At 56.5% G+C, this 23,908-nt stretch carries 22 protein-coding genes; 15 read left to right on the top strand and 7 right to left on the bottom strand.

The features are described from left to right. Positions 1 to 43 precede the first annotated feature (43 nt). The 6 genes from VXM69_RS14900 to VXM69_RS14925 all read right to left on the bottom strand — a co-directional run bounded on the left by VXM69_RS14900 (position 44) and on the right by VXM69_RS14925 (position 10,532). Positions 44 to 748, bottom strand: a complete 705-nt coding sequence (locus VXM69_RS14900; protein ID WP_367189813.1) for a hypothetical protein — start codon at positions 746 to 748, stop codon at positions 44 to 46. A gap of 234 nt (positions 749 to 982) precedes the next feature. Then, the gene (locus tag VXM69_RS14905) at positions 983 to 2,878 is read right to left on the bottom strand and encodes a hypothetical protein (protein ID WP_367189814.1); all 1,896 of its coding nucleotides are present in this window, start codon (positions 2,876 to 2,878) and stop codon (positions 983 to 985) included. A gap of 58 nt (positions 2,879 to 2,936) precedes the next feature. After that, on the bottom strand, positions 2,937 to 5,351 hold the full coding sequence (locus VXM69_RS14910; RefSeq protein WP_367189815.1) for an ATP-binding protein: 2,415 nt from the start codon (positions 5,349 to 5,351) through the stop codon (positions 2,937 to 2,939). 22 nt (positions 5,352 to 5,373) lie between these two features. Then, complete coding sequence (locus VXM69_RS14915) at positions 5,374 to 6,201, bottom strand: phosphoadenosine phosphosulfate reductase family protein (protein WP_367189816.1); 828 nt, start codon at positions 6,199 to 6,201, stop codon at positions 5,374 to 5,376. Continuing rightward, positions 6,179 to 9,634, bottom strand: a complete 3,456-nt coding sequence (locus VXM69_RS14920; RefSeq protein WP_367189817.1) for a hypothetical protein — start codon at positions 9,632 to 9,634, stop codon at positions 6,179 to 6,181. The genes VXM69_RS14915 and VXM69_RS14920 overlap by 23 nt, the downstream gene beginning before the upstream one ends. Next, positions 9,627 to 10,532, bottom strand: coding sequence for a DUF4007 family protein (locus tag VXM69_RS14925; RefSeq protein ID WP_367189818.1), 906 nt, complete (start codon positions 10,530 to 10,532; stop codon positions 9,627 to 9,629). Before VXM69_RS14925 ends, VXM69_RS14920 begins: the two co-directional genes overlap by 8 nt. 474 nt (positions 10,533 to 11,006) lie before the next feature. Here VXM69_RS14925 and VXM69_RS14930 point away from each other — a divergent pair, with 474 nt between their 5' ends. The 9 genes from VXM69_RS14930 to VXM69_RS14970 all read left to right on the top strand — a co-directional run bounded on the left by VXM69_RS14930 (position 11,007) and on the right by VXM69_RS14970 (position 18,057). After that, positions 11,007 to 11,810, top strand: a complete 804-nt coding sequence (locus VXM69_RS14930; protein ID WP_367189819.1) for a hypothetical protein — start codon at positions 11,007 to 11,009, stop codon at positions 11,808 to 11,810. Between the two features lie 120 nt (positions 11,811 to 11,930). Further along, complete coding sequence (locus tag VXM69_RS14935) at positions 11,931 to 12,899, top strand: DUF932 domain-containing protein (protein ID WP_367189820.1); 969 nt, start codon at positions 11,931 to 11,933, stop codon at positions 12,897 to 12,899. Between the two features lie 283 nt (positions 12,900 to 13,182). Next, positions 13,183 to 14,178 (top strand): YqaJ viral recombinase family protein, encoded by a 996-nt coding sequence (locus tag VXM69_RS14940; protein WP_367189821.1) that lies wholly within the window; start codon positions 13,183 to 13,185, stop codon positions 14,176 to 14,178. A gap of 12 nt (positions 14,179 to 14,190) precedes the next feature. Beyond that, on the top strand, positions 14,191 to 14,406 hold the full coding sequence (locus VXM69_RS14945; protein ID WP_367189822.1) for a hypothetical protein: 216 nt from the start codon (positions 14,191 to 14,193) through the stop codon (positions 14,404 to 14,406). A gap of 51 nt (positions 14,407 to 14,457) precedes the next feature. Beyond that, positions 14,458 to 15,360: a phage capsid protein gene (locus VXM69_RS14950; RefSeq protein WP_367189823.1), complete on the top strand. Its 903-nt coding sequence runs from the start codon at positions 14,458 to 14,460 to the stop codon at positions 15,358 to 15,360. Further along, a complete protein-coding gene (locus tag VXM69_RS14955) occupies positions 15,357 to 16,430 on the top strand; it encodes a hypothetical protein (RefSeq protein ID WP_367189824.1) in 1,074 nt (357 codons plus the stop codon). The genes VXM69_RS14950 and VXM69_RS14955 overlap by 4 nt, the downstream gene beginning before the upstream one ends. Before the next feature lie 66 nt (positions 16,431 to 16,496). Continuing rightward, positions 16,497 to 17,303, top strand: coding sequence for a DUF4942 domain-containing protein (locus VXM69_RS14960; RefSeq protein WP_367189825.1), 807 nt, complete (start codon positions 16,497 to 16,499; stop codon positions 17,301 to 17,303). 102 nt (positions 17,304 to 17,405) lie between these two features. Then, positions 17,406 to 17,705: a hypothetical protein gene (locus VXM69_RS14965; protein WP_367189826.1), complete on the top strand. Its 300-nt coding sequence runs from the start codon at positions 17,406 to 17,408 to the stop codon at positions 17,703 to 17,705. A 1-nt stretch (position 17,706) separates the two neighbouring features. Beyond that, positions 17,707 to 18,057, top strand: coding sequence for a hypothetical protein (locus tag VXM69_RS14970; RefSeq protein ID WP_367189827.1), 351 nt, complete (start codon positions 17,707 to 17,709; stop codon positions 18,055 to 18,057). Here the strand turns inward: VXM69_RS14970 and VXM69_RS14975 are convergent. Further along, positions 18,054 to 18,422, bottom strand: coding sequence for a helix-turn-helix domain-containing protein (locus VXM69_RS14975; protein ID WP_367189828.1), 369 nt, complete (start codon positions 18,420 to 18,422; stop codon positions 18,054 to 18,056). The two genes, VXM69_RS14970 and VXM69_RS14975, sit on opposite strands and share 4 nt — an antisense overlap. Positions 18,423 to 18,478: 56 nt before the next feature. On the opposite strand from VXM69_RS14975, the gene VXM69_RS14980 reads away from it, so the two are divergent. From VXM69_RS14980 to VXM69_RS15005, 6 genes are all read left to right on the top strand, one after another. After that, positions 18,479 to 20,431, top strand: a complete 1,953-nt coding sequence (locus VXM69_RS14980) for a hypothetical protein (protein WP_367189829.1) — start codon at positions 18,479 to 18,481, stop codon at positions 20,429 to 20,431. Between the two features lie 166 nt (positions 20,432 to 20,597). Beyond that, on the top strand, positions 20,598 to 21,752 hold the full coding sequence (locus VXM69_RS14985) for a toxin-antitoxin system YwqK family antitoxin (protein WP_367189830.1): 1,155 nt from the start codon (positions 20,598 to 20,600) through the stop codon (positions 21,750 to 21,752). A gap of 206 nt (positions 21,753 to 21,958) precedes the next feature. Continuing rightward, positions 21,959 to 22,249 carry an H-NS family nucleoid-associated regulatory protein gene (locus tag VXM69_RS14990; RefSeq protein ID WP_367189831.1) on the top strand — a complete coding sequence of 97 codons (291 nt, stop codon included), beginning with the start codon at positions 21,959 to 21,961 and terminating at the stop codon, positions 22,247 to 22,249. Between the two features lie 69 nt (positions 22,250 to 22,318). Next, on the top strand, positions 22,319 to 22,621 hold the full coding sequence (locus tag VXM69_RS14995) for a hypothetical protein (protein ID WP_367189832.1): 303 nt from the start codon (positions 22,319 to 22,321) through the stop codon (positions 22,619 to 22,621). Between the two features lie 141 nt (positions 22,622 to 22,762). Further along, positions 22,763 to 22,906 (top strand): hypothetical protein, encoded by a 144-nt coding sequence (locus tag VXM69_RS15000; protein ID WP_367189833.1) that lies wholly within the window; start codon positions 22,763 to 22,765, stop codon positions 22,904 to 22,906. 349 nt (positions 22,907 to 23,255) lie between these two features. Beyond that, on the top strand, positions 23,256 to 23,447 hold the full coding sequence (locus VXM69_RS15005) for a hypothetical protein (RefSeq protein WP_367190186.1): 192 nt from the start codon (positions 23,256 to 23,258) through the stop codon (positions 23,445 to 23,447). Positions 23,448 to 23,908 lie beyond the last annotated feature (461 nt).

The raw sequence follows: 23,908 nt of genomic DNA on the forward strand, positions 1-23,908 counted from the left end.
TGACCTTATGCCTACCATTGGTAGGGCGTCGTTTATTGACGGCTTACTCCGGAGCACATTGGTTGTTCAGATCTTCGAGTATCTGTTTGACCGTGCGATCGGGCTCATCCAGCGGATAGGTGACCAATTGTGTACGAAAGTCACCGCTGCTGAATTCCTGCCAAGTCACCATCGTCAACTGGTCCGCAGTCGTCGTCCCAGATTCGAGCCTGCGCCGGAACAATGCAATCGCGCGGATACCATCGTCTTTGTATCCTCGCCACGCAGAATTGGGAATGATGCAAAGCGCCGGCGCCGGAAATTCAACCAGACCGATCGGCACATCGTCTGCAATGTAAGCACTATCCAGTAATCGATGAAGCGCGGCGGTCGGTTCGTACATCGCACCGTTGCTGGCATGGTAAATCTGCCAAGTCAAGCTGCGACGGGCGTTTTCCAGATCCTGCGGGTCCAGGCCGGCTGCCAATGAACGAACGCAGGTCGTCACGAATCTCGGAAACTCATCGAAAAGCTGATCGATTGGGTGCGACGCCAGCCTCGTTTGGAAATCGAACTGCCAAACCTTCTGCGCCTCCAGCCTGACGCGATCCCATGCGTCCAACGTTCCTGCGGCCCGATAACGAACTGGTGGCGGCAATCGGGCATAGTCCGGTTTATCTGCCGCAGACGTATCCCTCAGTGCCACCTGTATGGACATTGCAAGAAACGCCTCGGGATTATGAAAGACAAATTGACGGCCTGGATCCACTTGAGCGCCTCAATGCGTGCGTATTCAGCTCGAAACGATGGCAACTAGGATAGCAAAACTTCAGCCAGATCCTTTTCTCGCTGTAACGAAGCATCTAGTAGCGGCACTCTCGTAGACCTGGCCCCTCAGACGGTCGGTGCGTACCAGAAAACCTAGTTTCTGGATGGCATAAGCCTCACGGCGCTCCGAAGTCGTATCCCGTACGAAGAGGCGAACGCCGTAGCAAGGAGGAATTCAAATTGGCAGAAAGACTATTTCGAGATAATCTCCACCCTCAATCGCGGGAAGCGCTGTGCTAGCGAAGATCTTCGCAAATTTTGGTCGATCTTTGGTAGACCTCTCTCCACTTGCGGAGACATTTAACCCATGCTTAAAATCAATTTTCCCCTCCATGTCCCCCTTCCCCGTAAACCCACGCGCGGCCATATCGCGCAGCAATGCACTTATGTCCCCGGTATTCGGTATCCCTTTCAGGGCATTCGGTAAAGCGACCAGTATGTCGATGAGCTGAGCCATTTCCTCCCGGACATGGACTGGAAGATAAATATCGCAATTGGCCTTCTTATGTGGCCGGACAACGCCAACCACTTCCCCCCTCGAAATCTCCTTCGTCGCAACGCGCCCCTGATTCTTCTGTATCAGGGAAATCGACACCTTCGAAATGTAATGCACATAGTGGGGAACTACCGGGAGCCCTATGCGACCGACAGCTTGCATCGCTGACGCCTGAATGTTCAAAGCATAAAGCTCATTCATTCGCCCTATCAGCGTCCACATTCGTCGATCATTTAAATGGCCGATCTTTACGGTTCTGAGATCTTTAAAACCACCCCAATTCACTGAAAAATACTTTCCTCCAACCTTATAGATTTGATGCTCTTTTGCAATCTGATCGATCGTCAGCTTCAAAAGCGAAGCCTCAGCAGCCACATCAAGTTCAGTTAGCACACCTTCCACGCAAAGCACTTGATCATTAGTAATTTTGCACTGAATCAAATCACATGTCTGCGAGACCGTAAGAAGAACGATTTGCGGCTCGCAGAATGATTGATACATATTTGCGAACTGAATTTTTTCCAGTCCACATTCCGGGGCGGTCTGTTCAAGAGTGGCAAGAAAGGAAGCCTCGTAAAACAGGTCTGGTATGAGCTGCTGGGGCCTGAGTTGCCCCAACAGGACTTCATCCGAATCTCCCACCCCACGTCCGGCTTTCACGAAATCGACTTTCTTCAGCAGCTTGGAAGTCAGAACTTGGCCATATAGCCATGCCAGATAGTCATCCAATGTACCTTCGTCTTTCAACTGTGCTGCGTGAAATGTGACGAGATCTTCGAGCTCTAGGCTTTCAATTGAATCCGCGATCTCTTTGGCCACCTCCTCGTATGCTTTTCGGAGGCCTTTATAGACTGAATAGAATTCCAGCAATTTCTTAGCGGAAATCGTATGATGCTCCTTTGCCAAGCCAACTACACGGCCACTAAACTGAAAATCGGCTTTCGGCACCATTCTGAAATAGCTAGACATCGTCTTAGAGTCTTTTCTAAACTCCAGAGCCTTTTTCTCTGTCTCGCTCGGATTCAAGGCACTACTGATCAAAAGAACAAAGGGAGGCGTAGTACTGGGAGACTGGAAACAATGAGTCGAAACCCCACCAAGCCAGTGCGTGCTCTCAGCGATCTTTTTATAGTCAGCGTCATTCGAAAGCATGTAGTCAATGACGATGATAGAGGGAACATCGTTCGGATCGAAGGTGGGCAACGAGCTAAAGAGTACAACATCGAACCCCGCGTCACGAAGACCAGACCTTACTTTCTCGAGAAGTTCCACCCGAGTGTGCCAAATGTTGGCCAACTCGCCCCACTCGTCCCTTAGCTCCCCAAAGCGCGGGGACGATGCAATCCTGCCCCAGAACTCGATATCAGAACCCGCGCTCTCCATCCACGAGTCAAAATATGCGGAGGTGCGCACATCTCCTACGGCTTTGTATTCGGCGACAAACCATTCCTTAACATCTTGATGGTCAGACAACAGTTGTCGCAAGGAAGGAATGCACGCAGCAAGTACCTGACGCTGAGGGGCAGCCCACGCATCATCGATAAAATAGGCTCGCGGCCGAGTCGCTTGCTGCATAGACGAGTTGGTATTAGCAAGATTCAAGATGCCCCCGCTGCATCATTATTATTCAATATCACGAAAACTCAAATCGAAAACCGCTATAAACCTCTTTTTCCTCATCCCAAAGAAGCTCGATTTTTATACCATTATCGTCACTCAATCGCTTTGTTATGTAAAGTCCCAAGCCACGCCCTGCGGAAGCAGGCTTCTTGCTCCAGAAGGGATCAAATATCTTGTCTGCATCTTGCTCCTCAATCCCCGGACCGTTGTCAACAAAATCAATTATCTTTTTGTCAAGATCATATTCCACCGTAATTGTGGAACAAACACCCCGCTCTCCTCCCTGCAGATCAACCAACGAATCTCGCGTGGATAGCCAATAGACGGAATTCGATATAAGATTTTCAAATATTTGAAAAATCTGCCCAGGAACCACGTGAGTAATCAGCGACTCGTTTAACCCTCGTTCATACTCGACGTTAATTTTGTGCCGCTCGAACTGAGCCCCGTGAGCACTAATTAGCGTATCGATAACCTCCAAGACATCACAGTCCGATTTAATCTGCCTCCCCGGAGTGCTGACCGGATCGAGAATTCGCAGTCTTTTTTCTAGAGTCTTTAGCTGTTGCTGAAGCGATCTCAAGGTCGGAGACAGTTTGGCCGCCTTTGCCTCGCGATCAAGATCCCCAAGCGTGTACTTAGCGGTTCTGGCAAGTTCATGGACGATGAATTCCACCAACATTCCGACACCAGCCAAATGAACATACGCCTCAGCTCCTTCCTGCTGCTTCTTAATGGTGGATTTCGCGTGTGCCCACGCCAACTCCAGCTGATCGATATGCGATCGCAGTTCGCGAATGGAGGCGTCGCTCTCAGGAAGTTTTCTGGAAAGAATCGTCAGTGACGCTTTAGCCGATTTTGATTTTTCTTTTACTGTTTGATCAATTTTTTGAACAGAATTTAATGCCAGCCTAGTGGAGCGCTCCTCGTGCGCAGACACACGCGACCCAAGCTCTTTCCAGATTCCTTGTTGCAGACATTGAATAAGCGCCCGCTTCTCGGGAGAATCACGCATGCCTTCTCGATTCGTTTGATCCTTGAGCGCAGGATTTGTTTCCGACCCAATTCGTACGAAACCGACGAACTGCCCCCGATTTAACTTGAAAGATCGACGACGGAGTGCCCTCTGATCCAAGGATAGCCAATCATCTTCTGGCGAGGCATAAGGATACACGCGATAACCATCACGATATACCAACAATCCACCGCCCCACAATTCAAGCCACTCCTTGAAATCATTTCTTGCGTCCTTCTCGGAAATCTCTTGTCCCTTTCTTTGTCGGTTATACCAATAACCTTTCATCGAGAAAGGACCGAGGGTATCGATTCCCGCATATCGAGGGGCATTACTCCGAACTTGACCCGGAACCATCGGCTCATTTTCATCAGCGAGCATGCTATATAGGCCGTCACCCTCCGCAAATATCTCTTGCGAATCCTCATCAACCTGGCCGCCCTGCGTAGGCACTCGAAATATAGCCCTTCCCTTCAGGACCGGCACGGGTTTGCGGTTCGCCAATCGCGCATCCCCTAGTGGAGATTTGTAGGAAAAGTCCATCTCCAGATAGCCATGCCATCCTTTCAACCACTCTTGATCGATTTCGACGAAAGCATCCCTCAACTCATCGCCGTTAAAAAAAAGTCTGATGTCGAGTCGAATCGAATTCCGGTCAAAGGGGTCCTGCAACTTTGACAAATGAGTTCTCGCAATACGACGCAGCGTTTGCTCTGACCAATCGCTTTGCAGATCGGAAACAGTTATTTTTGTTCCTTTTTCCTTGTCTTTTTCGCCAGCAAGAGACTCCAGCGTCGGATGAAAATCTGATATATCGAGTTCAACGTTGTCCTCCAGAGCGCCCCAATCGCAGCCCAAACGAGAAAAATTCTTGTCGGCCGTCGTCGTCGTGGTGACGACCAGTCGCCGCCCTAGGCGCATTGCCGAAAGTCGCCCGATGCCTTTCTCCCCGAGATATTTACTACCCGTTTTACCTACACGATTAGGTGTTCCGACCGTAAGGAAGTTTTTGACAAGAGAATCTTTTGTCATTCCCTCACCAAAATCTTCAACCTCCAGATAGGAACAGTTCGAGTACGCATTGCGAAGCAAAAGAATAGCTTCCTCGCTTCCTGCTTCCGACAAACTATCTAGCAGCCTAGACTTGAACAGATCACTCGCAGCAGGACTGACGTATTGCTGAATCCATTTTGACACAACAGCCCGCGTCAACGGCTTATCGAAAGATTTTATCTCGGATTGGAGTTTTATATAATCGGAATGCTTTAACCAAGAGAACACCCGGATGATGACTTTCTCAGTCTTCGCATCGACTGCATTTTTTATCAACTCGTATAGTGCAACCTCGTCCGAACTGATCAGTTCGGCACCCAGCTCCAGCAAGACACGCGCTTTAACATTGAATTGATACATGACGACCTAGCTAGTTATCGTTTTAGAGCTGGCAAACCAGACATCCCTGATCCTCGTCATCATCAAGGTCTTCACCCCGATCTGCCTCGGCAAATACCTCAGCAAGCGTCGCGTTCTCCTTGCGGGCCTTCATGCGCTGGATCCGAATCACGTGTTCACGCTTGATTTGCTCCACACGGTGCGGCTGCTCCAACTCCGCCAAGCTCTCACCTTGGCTCCACGTGAAGAAGTTTCCAGTCTTCTCATAAGGTTTTTCATATGCCTTCGCTTTCTCGAACAGATCTGGATGGGTTTCCTTCAATCGGACCCACTCGATCTTTTGTTGATAAAAGCAGAAGTAGCAACCCGAACGTGTGCGTCCCCACTGCGTGTAAGGCGGCATGCCTACGCCGGAGTTTCGGAGAATCTCCTCAATGTCACGCAAGACCAGTCCATCCTCACGAAACGGGTAGACCGCTGTGATATTTGGCTTGTGACTAATATATCCGCTGCGATCCTCGTCAGCGCGCAAGCCGACGTAGTTAACGACTTCATTGTTGCCACAATACTGTTCGAACGGCTTGAGCTTCAATGCTCGCGTGCACCACCGGCGATGGTTAGATGGAATCATGCCACCATACATCTCGTACCAGTGGTCGAAACCAACGTCGGCGTTGAGGCGCGTCACTTCCTTCCCGAGGTAATCCGATATGCGCTGGAGGTACGCATACGTTTCGGGCAACTCCTTCCCAGTATCACTAAAAATATACTCCATCTGCGGAATTCGATCGCGAAGATAAATGGCCAGCGCAGCACTGTCCTTCCCCCCGGACAAGCTGAGAATATGCCTAACTTGCTTCCCGCTCGTCATGATCTTTCTCCTTGGTCGAATTCAACTGTATCTGCATGACATTGAGCCCTTGCAACGCTTCCGCCAATGCTGCGGCAGCTGTATGGGGTTCTGCCATAGCCTGCTTTTCCAGAAGATCCAGAATGCTGCGAGCCAACGTCGCAGACTGTTCGGATTTCGCGACAAACAGAGCAGATTCCTGTCCCGTCGCGCCAGTCAGCGTTACGCTAACAAAACGCTCTGCTGCTCGTGGCGCCCCCTTCCGCTGCATGACAAGTCGCAGCCAGCGACGATAATGGCCGCCTATCTCCGTGGCCGATTGCGCGAAGCTCGCGATTGTTTCATCCGTCCACGTGTCCAGTGGCCGTTGCACAAGCAGGCTTGCTACCGAATCGAGCCACTTCTCGTCCGTCAGTGTCACGTCCGTGCAACGCAAAATGAAGCTCTTGAGCCGCGCATCTGCCAATCCGGTCGCTGCGCCGGAGCACTCTGCCTGTAGTTGGCTACGGATCCTGCCCAATTGCCCGGCAATCCCGAAGACTCGCCCGAGCTCAATGGCCACGGTCTCTTGTAGTTTACGCTGACTCATCCCTAGGTCAGTCAGGGCCGAGGACAACCATTCTACAAACGAGCAGCTTGCCTTGCTCTGGGCGTGCACCTGCGGAAGCGTTGTAGCCAACAACTCAATTGGATCCTGAGCCTTGCTCAGACGTGCTCGAACAAGCACTGCGTCTTTGCCAATTCTCCCCGTCTGTTTCGCGAAATCCGAAAGCTGCCCGAACCACCGATAAAGTGAGCGTGCCAGCGCCAAATATGTTACCTCGCCTATTGGCGCAGCCCCAAGAGAGGCAAGCACCGAACCATAATCGCGCAGCAAATCAAGGCTATCCCGCCCTCCCGACAGTTCCCTCACCTGGAAGGTGTGAGGATTCTTGTACATGCGCTGGAGGTACTCGCTCGTGAGCTCTAATACCAACGTACCGCGTTCGAATATGGCGCACCGGCTACGATGAATCAGCAAATATAACGTAACCCACACGCTGGCCGGCCCGCTGCGCACTCCAAACGGCGGAGCCGCAAGGGCGTGCAGAACTTGTTCAAATGTCGGCGCATCACTCGTTAAGATGCGCGAAATCTCGGCCCAAACCCCGCTGATATCAACCGATGCCCCCTTTCGTGGCGGAATCAGTTTCCAATTATTACCATCTGTCTCCCAGATGCCGGTGTCACGCACCAATGTTGCGTGGATCAATCTCTCCGGAGGGAACTCCTTATCGCCGAAAATTGGTGCACCGGTTGGACCGGCCAGCAGCACGTCCATCAGTCGTTGGCGTGCCAGCACAATCGCAGACGCCGGGCGGTCTTTGTTGATTAGTTCGTTAACGACTCGCGGTGCGTCCTTAAAGACCGTCTCAAAAAGCCAAGACGCCACCTGATTTACGTTCATCGATTCACAATCGGGGATAGCCTCGCCCTGGTACCAGTACGCCGGTCCAGCGAAACCCTGTCCAACGGCAAGTGCAGAGAACACAACTGCGTCGACGTCCTCCTTCGCCTGATGAAGCCGACTATCAACGTACTGGCTCGTCCACGGATCGAGCCGCTTGCTTGTAACTTCCTGCTGCACCGAAAGCCATATCGCCAACTCCGCGAGCGCAGCACGTCCCTGCACCGACAAAGCAAGGCAGCAGTAGACGCTCAGGGGATCGTCCACACTGCGAATGCGGTCCAGTGCCTCACCTTGCTCTTTCGAACCTGCCGTCACCAGAACGAGCCGAAGCCATCCATCAGGCTGCCCTTCACCGTCTTTTTTCCGCGAGGCTACGCCGGGCCATGCCGCCACGGTACCGACGTCGATCGCCAAAGTACGAATGGTTCCACGGCGGTTATAGTGCCTGTTGGCAATAACAAACCGGTTGCCGAGCACATGCTTGGCTCCCCGAACGACTAGCTCACCTTCAGCGGTCTGCGCAGCGTCGTCGTACAGCGCTTCAATGTTGACTGCCTCTGAAACTGCGAAGCCGTATTCCGATCGATTGTGGCGGCAAATCAGCAGGCTCTCCGACACCAGACGATCGAGCCGCTCCTTCGTCTCTGGCACATCCTGTCGGCCAAGTGCGTAGGCAACCAGCTCCGGGGTGATGCGCAGCCTCAAAGAAGACTGGACAAGTTCCAGCACAGCAATGGTCTTGAGCACGGACAGCGCGTCCGCATCATTTCCATGTCGATCGATGGCGGTTACCGCAAAGGCCCAGCGTCTCTCGGCAGCGAGATCTCGAAAGCGCAGTCCTTGGCCGGATGCTAGGTAATCAAATGCTTCCGTCAGGCGATACCAAGGGTGACCCTCAACTGGCGTAATTTGCGCGAAGTCACGCAAGCCGGCCGGCTCATTGCTGTTGAGAAAAGCGTGAAACGAGCGCTCGCTTTGCCCATACCGCTTGGAGATAATTGCCAGCGCAGCAAGGGTCAGTGGGTGAAGTGGATAGAGTCTCTCCGGGTGCTGAAGCAAACGCCTGTCTGCAGCGGTCGGTGCCCGAAGGATGTCCTGCTCCAACGCGATATCGAACACAGCGCGCGCCGACTGCGCGAGCACGGCATCGCGATACAAGGACGGCTTGGCCTCAAGCGCGTGAGCGGCGAAATGAACATAACGCTCGACGGGCTCGTCGAAAGGAATTTCCTCGAATCGCGATGCAACCTTGTGCCACTCATCGTCCAATGCACGCCCGATGCCAGCTGCATAGCTAGCAAAGTTCTGGTGTTGCATCACTACCAACGCCAACGAATCGTCAGCCGGTCGGCACGCCTCCTCAGCTAGCTGCTGCAGCGCGATCAAGTCCCCAGCGTCAGGATGCATCGCGGCATGCTCAACAAACTTCCCCACTTCGTCGATCAATAGAACCGTCCCAGCGAAACCCTGCGCAGCAACGATCGAACAAAAATCGCGCATCAGCTCACCAGCCACAGCGTTGATCGGCCGGCCTTTGTAGTATCCCGGTTCGGAGAGATGCTTCTTAAATGCATTCACACCTTTTCCGTTAGGCCAGCGAGCGAGTGCACGATGGATTTCCGCGCCAAGAGCGAGCCCGATAGATAGGCGTGCGCCTACTATCGCCATCGGAAACCGATTGGACCCCGCGAATAAACTGGCAACCGACGCGGAAGCATTGCGCAACATCTCGTAGACCACAGGACAGGCACTCTGCCCTTGGAGCAACTGAGCAAGCACGATGCCCAGTGCCGACTTACCACTCCCGTATGGGCCGACCACCTTCCATGCGCGCTGTGAACTACTGTGCGCCAACGCGTTGCCGATCTGCTTAAGCGCCTGGATGGCGTTAGGCGTTGGCAAATAACTGATAACTGCCACATCGTCACGAAGGTCGCGGCTGAGCGAGATGGACCGCGTATGCTGCGCACGAAGCTCAAGGCCATCAATGATTCGGTCAAGCATGGGCGATAGCCTCCTTGTCAGCGTTCAACAGGTAGTGCTGTTCGATGCGAGATCTGTCGAGCACGACACTCTGGGTATCGGACGTGTCCACGAATCGCAGCGCGCCGTTCAAAACGCCGTCTGCGAGGTTCTCAATGAACGCACGAAGCTGGTGTTCGTCCAGCCGGAATACCGCTCCAGGGCTATTTGTGCCTTTGAGTAAATGATGGAATTCAACGGAAGAAGAACCGCTGTTATTTGATGTCACGTATTCCACTAGCGCAATGGCAAAAACTCGCAAGCTTAGACCAACCGGAGCGCGCAGATCAGTATTGAAGACAACGCGCCCGTCTTCTTCCTTCGCGGCGCGCACCAGCAGCAAATCCTGCAGCGGACACCAAGACGTGTCGTCGCTGTTGCGTTCTGCCTGATAGTAGCTTTGCAGAAAAATCGAGGCATGCTGTTCCAGCGTACTCGATGCAAGCGGCCGTGCTGCGCCCGTAGCGCGCTCGACCAAAGCGCCGATCAGCCGTTGTCGATCGAAACGCACCAGCCTAGCTTCTCCGAACACCACAGACCAAGCCGCGAGCGCCGCATTAGTACACAGTCGCCAATGAAGCAGCCATAGCGACTCCAGCGACTCCAGGTGAGGATCCCAGCCGTGGTCCAGGTCGAGCAGTTTGCGCCCAATCGGGCCCGGAACATGGCCTTGCCCCGGTACAAACGTCAATACCCCCATTGCCTCGCACCAGAACTGGAGAGACTTCACCATGTTGCGACCGATACCAAGCTGATGCATCGCCCGCTCCTCGTCTCGAAGGAGATCAGGCTCCGCTGACACTGCTTGATAGGCTTTGGGCAGCCAGCCATATCGGCAAACGAAGGACTCGTGTCCGGAAAAGCGATCTGTGATTGTCATGATGTTTGGGATTTGCTTGCGCCACGCGTAATCTTTGAGGCAGCCTCTGGCTCCCCGGAGATTGGCGTGCGCTCAATAATGATGGCCTTCGTCGTTGCGTCGAAGTACAGGTCGACAGAGTCGCCTTCCTGGATACCCGCATTCCGCAACAATGCATCCGTAAGGGCTATCCTACCCATTTTCTGTACTTTTTTTGTACCGAAATGAACCTTCATAAAGTACCCACCAAGGCGAAATAAGGGCTGAAATTTGGGCATATATTAACTTAAAACAGTCTGCGCCCGATATGTTCGCTTCGCAACGGCCCCCTTATGTCATACCGCACCTGACAGCACTGAACGTCGATGTGCGGCAACTCCGCTCTGGCTGATGCGATCGCAAAAAATCTCAGTTCCATATCACCTACCCGAGCCAGCCATCGGAGGGCTTCGCCGATGCATTTCCGCATCGACGCACTTCGCTTAGGAACTCCCCATGCATCCCACTCTTGCCTTCGCGATTGGCAATATCGCTGTCGTGATTCTTGTCTGTACCGGCATCATGCTGTTTCTCAGGCGGCGCACGACTCCAACTCCCGCCCCGACGTCACCTACACCTACCGCCGTCACCTCCCCTCAGTACGAGCTTTTCGATCCTACGATCGACGAATGGGAAGCTCAGGCTCCCTACCCTGACCACGCTCTGCATGCTGTCCGACACGCGCCGCCGGCATCGTCCCGGACATCGGACTACCCCACTCGTCGTTCACCCGATCCGTTTCCCGACGATCGCGAACCGTTCGAAACCGAACCCTATCGACGCCGATTTGAACCGCCGGCACGCGGCGAACCGCTCGACTCCCCATCGTCGTTGTCGGCCGAGCCCCGTCCATCCGCAACAACAGCTACCGAGCCCGATCACTTCTCGTATGCGCCACCGTGGGCAACGGAAGCGCTGTCGTCTAGCGACACGCGTGCTTGTCCTCAGTGCGGCTCCACTCGGATCGATGCGCTCAACGTCGGCCGCAAAGCAGGCAGTACGCTTGGCAGCGTTGCTGGCGCAACCAGTGGTGTCGCCATGGCGCTGTCCGGTGCCGAGGCTGGCGCGGCTGTCGGTGCCGTTGGAGGCCCGCTCGGTGTTGTATTCGGTGGATTGACTGGCGCCCTGATCGCCGGGCTGCTTGGCAGCACAGCCGGCTCGATCGCAGGTTCCGCTGTCGGCGGCGTACTCGACGACAGTCTGCTTGATAACTACCGGTGCCTGTCGTGCGGTCATACCTTCGGCGCGCAGTACCGCTGATCGCCGCAATCGCGACAGTCATTCTGGCTGTCCGCTTCTTTCGCTCCCCCCTCATTCAATCCAATTTCCCCGGCATCGGCCGGGCGTTATGCCATCTCTATCGAACAGGAGTTTTCAATCGTGCATCTTGTACAAACCATTGCGTGGACAGGTCAGGAACCGTGGCACGGTCTCGGCAACAAGCTCGCCCCGAAACAACCCCTCGAGGTCTGGAAACGTGCCGCCGGCATGGATTGGACCATCGAGGAAGCAGAAGTCCGATTCGTCGCCAATGGAAACCGAAATCTCGGCTCAATCCACGCGTTTCCCGAACAGAAAGTGCTGTACCGAAGCGATACGAAGATGCCCCTGTCCGTCGTCTCCGCGCGCTATCAAGTCGTTCAACCCGAACAGATTTTGGAGTTCTATCGAGATCTGACGGAGGTCGGTGGGTTCCAACTCGAGACAGCTGGCGTCCTCAAGGAAGGTCGCAAGCTCTGGGCGCTCGCCCGTACCGGCCAGTCCGGCACCCTAAAAGGTAAGGACGAAGTCAACGGCTACCTGTTGCTGGCTACCGCTTGCGACGGCACCCTGGCAACCACCGCGCAGTTCACGTCGGTGCGTGTGGTCTGTAATAACACTTTGCAAATAGCCTTGGATCACAACGTCGGTGCCGTAAAGGTTCCGCACCGTTCGCAGTTCGATGCGGCCGCCGTGAAACGTCAGCTCGGTATCGCCGTGTCGTCCTGGGATGCGTTCATGGTGCGGACCAAGGCGCTCGCCGAACGCAAGATCACCGACTCCACGGCCGAAGCGTTCCTGCGACGCGTGTTGACGTACTCGACTGCCAACCTTCCGGACCGCGAGACCGTTGCGGTCAATGAACGAGCGATCAAGGCAGTCGGCCAGCTCTATGCCGGTCGTGGCAAGGGTGCGGATCTGCCTTCCGCATCAGGTACGGCATGGGGTTTGCTCAACGCCGTGACGGAATACGTCGATCACCATCGCCGTGCCCGGACCGATGATCACCGCCTCGACGCCGCCTGGTTCGGCGCGGGTGCAACGCTCAAGCAACGTGCCTGGGACGAGGCCATGAAGCTTGTCGCATGACCAAGCCCATACCGACTCTGGCCGTGGACATGCGAATTCAAATTCCGCGCGGGGCCGGGTTACGGTTCGGAGGCCGTTACGCCACTGTCCTGCAAATCAAACCCCAGGGCACGACGGTCCACCTTGGAAACGGCAAGCTCGTGACCTTCGCCTACAACGCGTTGCAGGACGCATTCCGACGCGCACACTCAACGTAGCGCAGCAGTTTCATATAGCCCCCGTATTTCCTCACCTTTGGCCCGGCCAGATTCGTCTGCCGGGCTTCTTTATTTCCGGAGACTGCATGAACACTCCTCACCCTGAACCACCGCGCACGCGAAAGCCTGCGCTGAAGCTCGTCAAGACCAACGAACTCGCGCGCGACGACTGGCTGGCTGTGCGCCGTACCGGCATTGGCGGGTCTGATGCCGCTGCTGCTGTCGGCCTGAACCCGTACATGAGTGCGCTGGAATTGTGGCTCGACAAGACCGGACGCGCGGAAGGCATGCCCCGCCCCGATCCGAACGATACGACGTCGCCGACGTATTGGGGCACGCTGTTGGAGCCGATCGTCGCGGCCGTCTACACCCAGCAGACCGGCAACAAGGTGCGCAAGGTCAACGCCGTGCTCCGTCATAGCTCGACTCCTTGGATGTTGGCAAACATCGATCGCGAGATCGTCGGTGCGCGCGACGTCCAGATTCTGGAGTGCAAGACCACTGGAGAGTATGGCGCCCGACTCTGGCGCGAAGGCGTGCCGGAATACGTGCAGATACAAGTTCAGCATCAGTTGGCTGTCACCGGCAAGACGGCGGCGCATGTCGCAGTCCTGCTTTGCGGGCAGGCGCTGGAAGTGCATCGGATCGAGCGGGACGACGCCCTGATCAGTCGGCTCATCGAACTGGAAGCGCGTTTCTGGCGCTTCGTGGAAACGGATACGCCACCGCCTGCGGACGGATCGGAATCGGCCGATCGCGCACTGCGCCACCTGTATCCCGGCCATGGCGAGACGATCGACTTCAGTGACGACCAGCGTCTGTCGTCCGTGTTTGCCGATCTGGTTGCCGTGCGGGCCGAGATCGAGACGCGTCAGCAGCTCGAGGCACAGTTCAAGCAGGCGATCCAGCAGGCCATGGGCGACGCCACACGTGCTCTGTTCGAGACCGGTTCGGTCTCGTTCAAGCGCAGCAAGGACTCCTCGTCGGTCGATCTAGAACGGCTGCTGGCCAATCACCCCGAGTTCGAACAGCAGTACGCCCGCTCGAAGCCCGGTTCTCGCCGGTTTCTCGTTTCCACCTGACTCTCACCCACCATGACGAATCTCGAATGTCTCACCGACATCATGACGTTTTCACGATACGGCGCGCTCGCGCAAGCCTTTGTGATGGACGCGCTGAGCCAGCACGCAGCGCATGTCGCCCAAACGCCGCTGGACGCACTGCAAGTCAATCCGATGATCAGTGCGCGTGCCTGGCACGGCGTCGCCCAGGAAATCCACACGAAGCTCGAAGCGCACTTCGCGCGGTAGTCAGCGCGATTCGGTGCTCGCCGTTCCCCTTTCTAATTAGAGGCCCCCATCATGCTCAAGGGTTTAGCTATCACTCCGCCCGTCGTCGGGCGCATCTCCATCGGGCGTATCGTCGAGAAGAACGGCAAACGCATTCCGGAGAAAGATGACCAATTCACCCTCACGACGCAGGTGCAACAACGCGGCGAGTGGATGTTGCACCCGCTGAACGAAACGCTGCGCAAGGCGACGGCCGGCAAGCTGCGTTCGATCCCGGTTCGCGTGCTGTTCAACGATCCGGATCTGAACCTGCGGGCCGAGTACTCACTGTTCGACCGCGATACCGGACGGCCCGTATGCGTCGGTAACGGAGAACAATGTCGACGCGTGACCGACACCGGTATCGAAGCCATGCCGTGCCCATCTCCGGACGGTTGCGTCTTCGGCCGTCAGGGCGGCTGCAAACCCTACGGACGGTTGAATGTGATCATCGGTGACGACGACGAGATGGGGTCGTTCATCCTGAGAACGACGTCCTACAACTCGATTCGGACCCTGGCCGCACGCCTGCATTACTTCCGTGCGGTGTCCGGTAACCTGCTCGCGTGCCTGCCACTCGAACTTAAGCTTAGGGGTAAAAGCACCACGCAGAGCTACCGGTCGGCGATCTATTACGTTGACCTCGGTGTGAGCTCGGGCAGTACGCTGGAGGAAGCGCTCGTACAGGCAAAGGAATTGGACACGCGGCGGCGTTCGGCGGGGTTCGACCAATCGGCGCTCGATGCCGCCGCTCGGCTCGGGTTCGCCAACGGGGCGTTTGAAGATAGTCCCGATGAACGGGCCGCTGTCGCAGAGGAGTTTTACCCTGACAATTCGGCCCAGCCGGATACCGGGGAAGGCGGCATGTCCGAGTCGCCGTCCCTGCGCGACAAGCTCGAACGCAAAGCTGTCCTGCTCAGCGGCAAAGCAGCATGAGCGTTCGGCGCTGGGTATTCGCGTTGGCGACGCTGGCAACCGTGACTGCACTCAGTCTGTCAATTCTGGCAGGCTGGCAGCGCGGCGGCACGTTGTCGGAACGACTCATCTGGATCGCGATCGGAACGGTGCTCGTCACGAGCGCACACCTGTTGCCGGCGCTGATTCGCGATGCGCCGATCCCTGTCCGCACCGTGGGTAGCGTGTTATGGGGTGCCTGTCTGGTAACGGCATGTTTTGGGCATACGGTTTTCTTCACGTTCGCCCAACAACATGCCGGGGAGATGCGTGCGTCGACGGTACCGGTGACTTCGGTGCCGCCCCCCACTCGCAGTCTCACAGCCGTCATGGCAGAGCGCGCCACCGTGACCGCGCAACTCGCGGCGGCCAATGCCCGTTACTGCGTGGGTAACTGCGTGACGCTGGAGGGTCGGCGCGTCACGCTCGGCGCCAGGATCGATGCGCTGAATGCCGAAGCCGACGAGATCCGACGTCAGCAGGTCGCGACGGATCGCATCACGTCGCAGCGTGATGCGTTACTCGTTGATCCAGTCACGGCACGGCTCGCTGCGTTACTCAGCACGACGGCGGCTCGCGTCGATCTGCTGACCGGTCTCGCGTTCGCCGCTGTGCTCGAAGGTGTGGCTTGCCTATTGTGGACGATCGCGCTTCGATCATCGGTACCGGTCGAGACTGGCGTAGCGTCGTCTGCCGTCACGGTAACGCCGGCCGTGACTCCGCCCCGCGTCGTGCCAGTCACGAACGCAGCCGGCACGACTCCGTCGGGTGTCGTGCCCGTCACGGCCCGTCACGACGACAAGGCCGTTAGTTGCGATTCCGCGACACCGAGTCACGACAGCACGATTCACTGTCACGCACCCCGCGACGGTCCGATTCCGCCGTTACCCGTCGCCGCTCCCTTCGACGACCACCTGTCCCGACTCGCTCGGGATATTGCAGCGGGGTTAGTGCGTCCGACCGTCGCCGACATCCGGCTCCATCTCGGCTGCTCGCAGGCCAAAGCGCTCGCGCTTCGCCGGCGACTGGTCGAACTCAACCTTGCGGCATAAACAGCCGGGCCTACGTGGCCCGGCTGTTTCTTGTCGCCCTCATTCCACTTCATATCGACATGCCACATGGACTCTACCGATCTCGTCAAAAGCATCAGCGTCACCAATCTCGCCAACCAGCGCGTCGCCGTCGTCGAACGCGTGCGCGCCGCCCTCGATCTGCTCGGCGAAGCGCAGGCGCTCGCCAAGGCTGCGCATCTCGGATTCCCGCGTCTTGTTCTCGATGAAAGCTACGGCTGCCGTGGCCGTCCCACCGTCACTGGAGAATATGCCAAGCGCGACGACGCGGAAGCCGCCATGGTACGGATCATCGATGTGCGCGGCTGGGATTACCTGTTGTCGGAATCGGGCCTACGCACCTTCATGGATGCGAAGGCGCGTGACCAATGGAGTAATCAGATTGCCGAAGGCGAGGTACCGGAACTGACGGCCGCCAACATTGAAGCCACTTTTTCTCAACTCTACGGAGCACGCGGCGACATGTTCGAACGCGGCGTGCTTCAGTGCTTCCAGCGGCTGTCGTGGAATTACAGGACGAATGAACCGTTCAAGTTCGGCAAACGCATCATCATCCGGTATCTGCTCTCGCAAGGCAGCTCGAATTATCACGTCACGAACGAACTGGACGATCTGACGCGGGTATTCAGCGTGCTCGACGGCGAGCCGGAGCCGGATCATCGGCATGGCATGTCGTCGCTCATCTCGGACGCGCAGCGCCAACGGAAGACAGAGGCCGAGCACGGCTATTTCCACCTGCGCTGGTTCAAGAACGGCAACGGCCACCTGACGTTCAAACGCGCTGATCTGGTCGACAGAATGAACCTGATTCTCGCGAAGCACTATCCGAACGCCCTCGCGTCCGAAGCCCGGTAGTTCCGCGACGCGTCCTGCGTCTCGTCTTTCCCTTATCCATTCAGCGAACTCGGTATCCGGCTTATCCGGAGGCTCGTGTTCGTCCATTACCTGGAGAATTTCGTGAATCTGCCATACATCGTTCACGCCGGCCCGCGCTTCAAGCTCGGCCGGATCTTCGCCACGCCCGCCGCGCTGGAAGCCATCGCCAACGCGCACGTGTCGATCATCGACCTGTTGGTCCGCCACATGCGTGGCGATTGGGGTGACCTGTCCGAATCTGATCGCCAACAGAACGAGTTGTCGATCGACGCAGGGCTACGCCTGCTGTCCAGCTACGTTCTGCCCGGCGGTCAAACCGTCTGGGTCATCACCGAATGGGATCGCTCCTCAACCACGTTCCTGCTGCCGGGGGATTATTGACATGCCGGACCGCTCGCTTCCCACCAAACTCCGCGTGGCCGCCCGGATTTCGCCTGGCTGTGTCTTCGTTTCGCTCGGTGCTCGTGCCGCATTGGAGGCCGTTCAGGTTCCCCTCGTCCATTTCCTGATCCGCCACGTGCGCGGCGATTGGGGACGACTCACCGACGAGGACTGGCAACGCAACGAGCGCGCCCTCATAACCGGTGACTATCTGCTATCAAGTTACATCCTGTCGAGTGGACAAAAGATCTGGATGCATACCATGCACAAACGGTCCGCGACCTTTGTGCTGTTGCCGTCCGAGGCGTTCCGGTTCGAGTCATCCTTACGCAACACGCTACTCGGGCGTTAGCGGTGCCCGCCTACTGTTTCACGACGAGTGAGACGGGCCGACAAACGCTCGAATACTTCCAACAACATCGCTCGATCGCCGGTCGACAGACGTGACAGCAGCCGGTTCAGATGACTCGCTTGGTCGCTGGATCGATTGCTGGCCTCGGTTAGCAGGTCAGCAGCATCGCACGCGAAGATGTCCGCCAGTTCGAAAAGGCGCACCACAGTCGGGATAACCGTTCCGCGCTCCATCCGCGACACGGCCTCCAAGCCGATCCCCAGTCGCTCCGCAACCTTTTCTTGCGTCAACCCGCTTGCAATGCGCTGCTTCGCGATGGCTTTACCCACCGCGACAGCCAAGTCTTCAGTGCCCGATTTCGGCATGGCCCCTCCTAGTCAACCGAAATGGTTGAGCACCATCCCTTTGACATGAAGGGCCTTTGGGGTTGATATTCAACCTTTTGAGCGATTTGCCGTTTACCAAGCTGAGGGAGGCGATCCGCGCGATAAGCGTACGGCCGCGCTCCATCCATTCGGAACGCCTTTTCCTACCAGCGGAAAGGGAGAACTCCGATTCGACAACAATCGAATATCAAATCCGACTCTTTATTAACAAGGTTGAAACAATGAAAACCAAGAACCATACGGGGTTCAGTAAACACCTTCTCGGCCTGTCCATCGCAGCGGCGCTTGCTGCCTGTGGGGGCGGCGGGGATTCCGCCCCGACTCAGCCATCGACCGGCGCCGGCACCACGCAGCCCCCCTCCACACCAACCATTACCGGCAAAGCCGTTGACGGTTATCTCGTCGGTGCTACGGTCTGCCTGGATCTGAACAACAACGGGGTTTGTGATTCGGGGGAGCCGACGACGATCACAGACGGAACCGGCCAGTTCGCGATTCCGTACAGCGGCGATGCAACCGGAAAAATGCTACTCGTCCAGGTCACGCCGACGACTAAGGACCAGTCTCGCCCGGCGGGATTCCAGTTCCCGGCCGGCTTCACGCTCTCGCAAGTCATCCAGCCCACGACATCACAGGTTGTCAGTCCGCTCACGACGCTGGTTGGCGCCCAGATGCAGACCGGTTTGAGCCGCCCGCAGGCCGTCGCTGCCGTGCAAAGCCTGCTTGGCAAGCACGTCGATCCGAATGCCGACTACCTCGCGAACAATGATGCGGCGACGCAAGCGCTCGCGGTGCAGATCGTGGACAAGATTGGCACCTTCTCGGTCAAGGGCGCGGTCGACGCCGCGACGCTTCGCAATACCCTGAATGCCATGATCGCCAAGGGCAGCGTGACGGCGATCACCCAGGACGATCTGGCCACCCAAGCGGCAAAGCCGGTCTACCAGATCGCGGACGCCTCGCAGATCCTCGCCAAACCAACCTACAGCTTCGTGGACTATCTGGTTTCGTTCTTCGGCGGATACAACCCGACGCCGGGCTCGACCAATCAAGCGGTGGTTCGCGATGTCCGCCAGATCGTCAACGGGGCACTGCAGACTGATCGGCAGGAAAACCTGCCGGTGGGAACCGACACATGGACCAGTATCGGCCTCGGTGCGTACAACGGTGGCAAATACGACGGGCTTGCCGGCGAGTATGTGCTGAAGGCAGATGGAACGTGGTCGAGCCTCATCTCGGAGACCCAACGGCTCGCCCCGCTGCCGCTTTCGAGCATCGGCACAACCTTGTCGGGTACCGACCCGGCATCGGGTATCGGTTTCACATACGAGGCCCGCTCCGTCGACCTGTCCGGTCAGCCCTTGTCGTTTGCCGCCCCGGCGGTTCCCGGCTTCTACGACTTCGCCCACGTGACGCAATTGACCGGCGCCACATTCCCGAGCGCCACCAGCGCCTATCTCGGCCTTCAAGCCTATTCGGCGGATCGCATCGTTCTGCCGGTGTCAGTACCGATGTGCGACAACGCTGTCGTGCAAAGTGGCCTCGTCTGTGGCGGCATTCCCGCGTACATGGATGGCGGCACGATTGTCATGACATCCGGTAGCGCAAGCATCACATACACGTCGACTCAGCAAGCAGTCGGCGTGCAGCTTGCGGCAGTGAATGTCGGATTGGATTCGATTCAGTTGTCCGCAGATCACCACGCCACGATCGACAACACGCCTGCCACATGGTCCGTCTATCCCGGCAACGCCAATGTGCTGATTTTTGACTTTGCCTCGAGCGACATGGCGGCGCTGGCTGCGAATAACGGTCGCCTGCAACCGCTCGCTCAGGGCGCCAAGCTAGTTCTTGCGCTCCGCGCGGGACGCTTGCAGGTCGGCTGGCTGTATCCGTCGACGTACACCGACAAGTCTTTGCAGTTCGCGTCCGGCCTCCCTGCCTCGTTGATGGCGGCGCTGAATTCGGTCGTCGCCGCTCAGCATTGAGCAAATCACCTTGAAGCTTGGCCTGGGTTCTGGCACTTACCCCCTCGGATCGCCAGAACCTCTTTTGCCGACCGGTTCGTCCGGTCGGCTTTTTTCATTCTGCGTTGCCGACCGTCACTTCATTTGTACAGAAGCGCGTGACCGTCACCATTCCCACATTCAACCCATGAAAATCTTCGACCTGAAATCGCATCGGGTGGCGCTCATCGCGACTACCTTCATCGTCACGCTGCTCGCCGGCTGTAAGGGCGATGTCCTCGATTATCGCAACGTCCAGATCGTGAACGGCAGGGTGTATGCCGGTGACGCAAACGCCCCCTTCTCCGGAACAGTCACCAACGTACCCGTCTCACGCATTCTCAGCAATCAACCCGGCTATCTGAAGATGATGCAAAACAGTACGTATGCCGTGTCGGAACCTTATCGCGGCGGCATCGATCCGATGGCGATTCATCAATTCCTTTGCGACGCCAAGGTCAGTAACGGCATCCTCGACGGCGATGCCGCCTGCACGACTCCGCAATCCGATACGGTCCGTATGAAAATGTCGTTCAGAAACGCGGCGCTCACCGGCTCGATGCAGATCTTCGACGACAGCGGTAATCGCACCGTACTCGATGTCACGTTCAGCAACGGCAAGCCGGATAGCACCGAGAAGATCTACTACGCGCCGACGCAACAGCTTATCGGTGAATTTCCGTGGAAGGACGGTCTGCTGGACGGCACGATCAAAACGTACGACGGCAAAACTGGAAACACGCTCCTGGAAGCACACTATGAAAACGGTGCGGTCAACGGGGAAATGATTCGCTATGCACCTGATGGCAAGCGCGTCATCTACCGCGCATCATTTACCAACGACAAGCTCGACGGTGCCGAAGATCGTTTCAATCCCAACACGGGCGAACTCGTCAGCCACAACATTTGGGAATCCGGCATGCGAGTGCCGACACCAGAAGAAGCACAGGCCACCGCAAACACGCGCGCAACCCTCGAACGCATCAAACAGGTGAAAGCTTGCATACGCGAACTTCGGAACGCTACACCGCCGGATCCGATGGACGTTACTGGACGGCAAGAAGCGAAGTGGTCAGCGGAATGTGAACAACGATTCCCGGCAGTGGCCAACGTTCCAGTCACTCCTACATCTCCCTCATCAACTCAGATCGAAGATCGTAGCGCGTGGCCGACCGAGGACAACGCCTGTACGCAGAAATGGCAAAAGAACTTCGTGGCAAAAAATGGCCCCGATGCGATCATCAGGTACGACATGGCGTGGGAATGGGTCGACAACTGCCGAGCCGGAAAGCAGCCGTCGTAGAGCGTCATTTCCGACGGACCGAAGGGGCGTTGCCCCAAGGTCCATCAGTCTGTATTTTTTTTGATTCTTTGCGTCCAATTTCCACGCATCCGTGTGTCGGTTCGAATCATCACCCATATTCGATTTCGTACAACTACTAACTGGCGTGTACCATCCTGACAGTCAATGCTGCTATCCTACGGCGACCATAACCAATGGAGGGCAATATGGCGACTTACAAGGATCTGAAAGCGCAGGCAGAAGCACTCGCCGAAAAAGCCGAGGCAGCACGCCTCGCTGAATTCCAGGCAGTCCTCGAAGAAGTTCGCGCGAAGGTCGCCGAGTACGGCATCACCGAGAAGGACATTTTCGGTAGACGTCGCAGCCAGTCGGCCAAATCGACTGCGGAAGCGAAGTATCTCGATCCAAAGACTGGCGCAACATGGTCCGGCCGGGGTCGCGCGCCTGCATGGATCAAGGACGCAAAGAATCGAGATCGTTTTCTGATCAAGGAATGATTGCTCGACGACAGATCCCGCAGTCGAACTGCTGAAAGCAGCTACTTTGACGTTTGTGCAGAAAAGCCCATGGAAAATGCGCTGGTTGCTGTCGACGTCGCGTGGAAGCATACCCACAAAGATGAACCGATCAGGCTCGTCTCCGCGCTTGACGGGGACCGTTACGAGGTGCGCAAGCTCGAATTCTTCCGCGATGGCAGTGTGGGATTTGCCGACGAAACAAGGTCGTCGCTAGGAACGGCACTGGGAACCGTTCCAGTGCCTTCTTCGATCGAGATCAACGCCGATCCGGAATTCGAGGCGCAAGAGATCGCGTTGGAAGTATTCGAGGCTATATGGTCACGCTATGTTGCGCGTATCGACCACCGCTAGGAAACCTCGTCCGAGCGACAGGCACCGAAGCCGTGGTGGCCGACGCGAGCTTGATCGGATTACTCGGCCTTGACGATCGACATGTAACGGCAGTGACGGCGCCACTTTCCACGGCATCGGCTCGTCGATGCGATTGATTTGATGGCCAGCAATGTGCTCGAACACACCATCGCACAATCACCGATATCTGAGGCACATAGAAAACCCGCCGAAGCGGGTCTGGTTTCCAGCAATGCCTACTTACCCTTCGGTTTCGATTTAGGTGCCGGTGGTTTTTTCGCCTGAGCCAGATCGGAGCCTGCGACAGACTTCTGAGCAGGCGTGCTCTTTTTGTTGGCAAGCTGCTTACTCGCCAACGATGCGTCTTTTTTACCCGTAGTCATCAACACCTCTTCTAGAAGATGGTCAATTTTTACTACGCGGTCAATGTATGACGATTATTTTGATCTCGGCGAGTAGAGTTTACCCGGGATACGGAAGCTACTCTGCCTCAGACACCTCACGTCGTCCTGCACGCCCTCCAGCAACCCCAAGCCCGACGATCATGCTCCATCTGCAATGGAGCTATTTTCTTCGCCCAGTGCGTCGTTTCCATCCGATAGAATCAACCTTCCCAAACTGCCTCGCACACCTCATGCAAGTCCGAGTCGCATACGAACACAGCCTGATTGATGCTCCTGACGACTTCATCGTCCAGGTGCCATCTCAGCTCATTGACGCTGTCCCAGCGAACGTTCCGCCAGTGTTGTTGCCGGAGTACATTGCGGACCTGATCTTGAAAAGATCACCTCAGATCGGGAAGATTCGAAATCTGCGTCTGCTTTGAAGATGAAGATCGCCATGATGCGCGTGGTAGAGGATAGCATTCGATTGTCCTGTCGGACATAGGGTAGATAGACTACTTATTTTTAAAGATCAGTCTCGTGGTCGACTCGACCACTTCGAGTTGAGAACTACGCTGCGTGTCCTTAGCGCCCACAAGGCGCGTTGGACACTTCGCTTTATCAAAGTCAGATCGCGCCCCCCCAGGGGCTCGATAGGTTGACGCTCCACGAGGAGTCCTCGTTCCGCTTATTGAAGTTAGTCGGTGACCTTTGATGGTCACCGATAATGGGGTGACGCTACGCTTATGCTTAGCAGCATAAGCTCCGCTATCCACCCTTCGCTTTGCTTCGCTCGCTCGGAGAACGGGGTTGGTTCAAACCATAATCAGGACGATAAATTTTTATACCAAACCTATGTTTCGATAAACAAATTACTCCCGTGCAAACTATCGGGCGTAGACGC

It is taken from the genome of Burkholderia sp. Ed8 (assembly GCF_040761425.1).
Taxonomy (GTDB): Bacteria; Pseudomonadota; Gammaproteobacteria; order Burkholderiales; family Burkholderiaceae; genus Burkholderia; species Burkholderia seminalis.

Excerpts from the sequence above, each read along its gene's own strand:
- VXM69_RS14960 (WP_367189825.1), top strand. The coding sequence starts at position 16,497 with ATGGACTCTACCGATCTCGTCAAAAGCATCAGCGTCACCAATCTCGCC.
- VXM69_RS15000 (WP_367189833.1), top strand. The coding sequence starts at position 22,763 with ATGGCCAGCAATGTGCTCGAACACACCATCGCACAATCACCGATATCT.
- VXM69_RS15005 (WP_367190186.1), top strand. The coding sequence starts at position 23,256 with ATGCAAGTCCGAGTCGCATACGAACACAGCCTGATTGATGCTCCTGAC.
- VXM69_RS14995 (WP_367189832.1), top strand. The coding sequence starts at position 22,319 with ATGGAAAATGCGCTGGTTGCTGTCGACGTCGCGTGGAAGCATACCCAC.
- VXM69_RS14920 (WP_367189817.1), bottom strand. The coding sequence starts at position 9,634 with ATGCTTGACCGAATCATTGATGGCCTTGAGCTTCGTGCGCAGCATACG.
- VXM69_RS14925 (WP_367189818.1), bottom strand. The coding sequence starts at position 10,532 with ATGACAATCACAGATCGCTTTTCCGGACACGAGTCCTTCGTTTGCCGA.
- VXM69_RS14970 (WP_367189827.1), top strand. The coding sequence starts at position 17,707 with ATGCCGGACCGCTCGCTTCCCACCAAACTCCGCGTGGCCGCCCGGATT.
- VXM69_RS14905 (WP_367189814.1), bottom strand. The coding sequence starts at position 2,878 with ATGCAGCAAGCGACTCGGCCGCGAGCCTATTTTATCGATGATGCGTGG.
- VXM69_RS14955 (WP_367189824.1), top strand. The coding sequence starts at position 15,357 with ATGAGCGTTCGGCGCTGGGTATTCGCGTTGGCGACGCTGGCAACCGTG.
- VXM69_RS14940 (WP_367189821.1), top strand. The coding sequence starts at position 13,183 with ATGAACACTCCTCACCCTGAACCACCGCGCACGCGAAAGCCTGCGCTG.
- VXM69_RS14945 (WP_367189822.1), top strand. The coding sequence starts at position 14,191 with ATGACGAATCTCGAATGTCTCACCGACATCATGACGTTTTCACGATAC.
- VXM69_RS14915 (WP_367189816.1), bottom strand. The coding sequence starts at position 6,201 with ATGACGAGCGGGAAGCAAGTTAGGCATATTCTCAGCTTGTCCGGGGGG.
- VXM69_RS14985 (WP_367189830.1), top strand. The coding sequence starts at position 20,598 with ATGAAAATCTTCGACCTGAAATCGCATCGGGTGGCGCTCATCGCGACT.
- VXM69_RS14930 (WP_367189819.1), top strand. The coding sequence starts at position 11,007 with ATGCATCCCACTCTTGCCTTCGCGATTGGCAATATCGCTGTCGTGATT.
- VXM69_RS14990 (WP_367189831.1), top strand. The coding sequence starts at position 21,959 with ATGGCGACTTACAAGGATCTGAAAGCGCAGGCAGAAGCACTCGCCGAA.
- VXM69_RS14950 (WP_367189823.1), top strand. The coding sequence starts at position 14,458 with ATGCTCAAGGGTTTAGCTATCACTCCGCCCGTCGTCGGGCGCATCTCC.
- VXM69_RS14910 (WP_367189815.1), bottom strand. The coding sequence starts at position 5,351 with ATGTATCAATTCAATGTTAAAGCGCGTGTCTTGCTGGAGCTGGGTGCC.
- VXM69_RS14975 (WP_367189828.1), bottom strand. The coding sequence starts at position 18,422 with ATGCCGAAATCGGGCACTGAAGACTTGGCTGTCGCGGTGGGTAAAGCC.